Origin of the sequence: Rhizobium sp. AAP43, assembly GCF_001296045.1 — a bacterium.
GTDB lineage: Bacteria > Pseudomonadota > Alphaproteobacteria > Rhizobiales > Rhizobiaceae > Allorhizobium.
Map to the genome: position 1 here is coordinate 1 of NZ_LJHS01000024.1, position 2,507 is coordinate 2,507.

The window sequence follows — 2,507 nt, forward strand, 5'->3', positions numbered from 1 at the left end:
GGCGCTTGCGCGCCACCTTCTCCCCGCTGGGGAGAAGAGGAGGTCGGCGCACGACGTTGGCGTCACCTCCTCTCCCCGCCGTAACATTTTGCACCTGAGCGCTTCGCGCCGCGTGACCTCCCACCCCGTCACGGGCGTGACAGAATGGCATGGAACAATGGATCACGGCTGCCGTTGACTGGCTGAGAACGGGCGCTGCCGAGATGCGGCGCCGTGGTTTGCCGTTCGGGCAGCCCTGGACCCGCAGAACGGGTCCGTGAGACACGCCCCTTAGCCCAGGAGACCATGTATGGCCCAATCAAACACCACCAATCGCCGTTTTGTGCTTGCCGAGCGCCCCAAGGGCGAACCAACCGATCAGACGCTGCGGCTGGAAACGGGCGACATCCCTGAGCCTGGCGAAGGGCAGATGCTGCTGCGCACCGTGTTCCTGTCGCTCGATCCCTATATGCGCGGGCGGATGAGCGATGCGCCGTCTTATGCGGCGCCGGTCGAGATCGGCCAGACCATGGTGGGCGGCACGGTGTCGCGCGTGGTCTCGTCCAAGCTGGACGGCTTTGCGGAAGGCGACTGGGTGGTCGGATTTTCCGGCTGGCAGGATTATGCGCTCTCCGACGGCCGGGGTGTGACGCCGCTTGGCGCGGAGCCGAGGCATCCGTCCTGGGCGCTTGGCGTCACCGGCATGCCGGGGCTGACGGCCTGGGCGGGGCTGAAGGAGATCGGGCAGCCGAAGGCGGGCGAGACGCTGGTTGTAGGCGGCGCGACGGGCCCTGTGGGCGCGACCGTCGGGCAGATCGGCAAGATCCTGGGGCTCACCGTCGTCGGCATTGCCGGCGGGCCGGAGAAATGCGCCCATGCGGTGGATGTGCTCGGCTTTGACGCCTGCATCGACTACAAGGCGGATGGTTTTGCGGACCATCTCAAGGCGGCGGTGCCCAATGGCATCGACATCTATTTCGAGAATGTCGGCGGCAAGGTTTTCGATGCCGTCGCGCCCCTTCTCAACGCCCGCGCCCGCATCCCGCTCTGCGGCCTGATTGCGCAGTACAATGCGACCAGCCTGCCGGATGGTCCGGACCGCCTGGGCTGGCTGATGGGCATGTTCCTGAAGAAGCGCATCACCGTGCGCGGCTTTATCGTCTTCGACGATTTCGGCCATCTCTATTCTGACTTTGCCAAGGAAATGGCGGGCTGGGTGGAGGCGGGCCGTATCCAGTATCGCGAAGAGATGATCGACGGGCTGGAACAGGCACCGCGGGCCTTTATCGGCCTCCTGCGGGGCGAAGGTTTTGGCAAGCGGGTGATCCGCGTCGGGCCGGATGCCTGACGGGGGTCTGCGCTCTTTTGCGGTCATTGGCGGGGCGGGCGGGATCCTTCGAGGCCGTCGCTATCGCGAGGGCACCTCACGATGAGGGCGTCTGCCGTTCGATACACCAATGTTTCCCCTCATCCCGAGGGGCCCGGCGCGGCCGGGCCTCGAAGGGCGAAGCCTCCCGAGAGACGGGCATGATTTGCCTCCGAACACCCAAGGAAAAGGACATAACCCCATGAAAATTCTTATGGTTCTCACATCGCATGACAAGCTTGGCGATACCGGCAAGAAGACCGGCTTCTGGCTGGAGGAATTTGCCGCCCCCTATTACGTGCTGAAGGATGCGGGTGCCGAGATCACGCTTGCCTCGCCGAAGGGCGGCCAGCCGCCGCTGGACCCGAAGAGCGATGAGCCGGATGCGCAGACAGAAGCCACCGACCGCTTCAAGGCCGATCAGACGGCACAGCAGCTGCTGGCCTCGACCACGGCCCTGTCGCATATCGATCCAGCCGATTTCGACGCGGTGTTTTATCCCGGCGGCCACGGTCCCCTTTGGGATCTAGCCGAAGACAAGGACAGCATTGCGCTGATCGAGGATTTTGCCGCCAAGGACAAGCCGGTTGCTGCCGTCTGCCACGCGCCGGGCGTGTTGCGCCATGTGAAGGGCAAGGATGGCAAGCCGCTCGTTGCAGGCCGCAAGGTGGCGGGCTTCACCAATTCCGAAGAAGAGGCTGTCGGCCTCACCAAGGTCGTGCCCTTCCTGGTGGAAGACATGCTGAAGGAGCGCGGCGGGCTTTATGAAAAGGGTGCCGATTGGGGCGTCTATGTGGTGACCGACGGCAAGCTGGTGACGGGTCAAAACCCGGCCTCTTCGGAAGAGGCGGCCAAGGCGCTGTTGAAGCTGCTTTAACGGAGACTGGGGACCTCAGGACTGGGGCACCGCGCTTGGCCTTGCTTCGCCCCCCTCATCCGGCGCTTGCGCGCCACCTTCTCCCCGCTGGGGAGAAGAGAGGTCGGCGAGCGACGTTGGCGTCACCTCCTCTCCCCCACGGGGAGAGGGAAGCCGAGCGATAGCGGAGGCAGGGTGAGGGGGTGGTAGGGCATGACGTTTGCCGCCGTGATCTGTGCCTTGCTTCGCCCCCCCTCATCCGGCGCTTGCGCGCCACCTTCTCCCCGCTGGGGAGAAGAGGAGGTC

The 2,507-nt window shown here is 65.0% G+C and carries 2 protein-coding genes; both read left to right on the forward strand.

The window, feature by feature from the left end:
- Positions 1–289: 289 nt before the first annotated feature.
- The gene (locus IP76_RS14370; RefSeq protein WP_054158928.1) at positions 290–1,327 is read left to right on the forward strand and encodes an NADP-dependent oxidoreductase; all 1,038 of its coding nucleotides are present in this window, start codon (positions 290–292) and stop codon (positions 1,325–1,327) included.
- Positions 1,328–1,547: 220 nt separating this feature from the next.
- Positions 1,548–2,222, forward strand: coding sequence for a type 1 glutamine amidotransferase domain-containing protein (locus tag IP76_RS14375; RefSeq protein WP_054158929.1), 675 nt, complete (start codon positions 1,548–1,550; stop codon positions 2,220–2,222).
- Positions 2,223–2,507 lie beyond the last annotated feature (285 nt).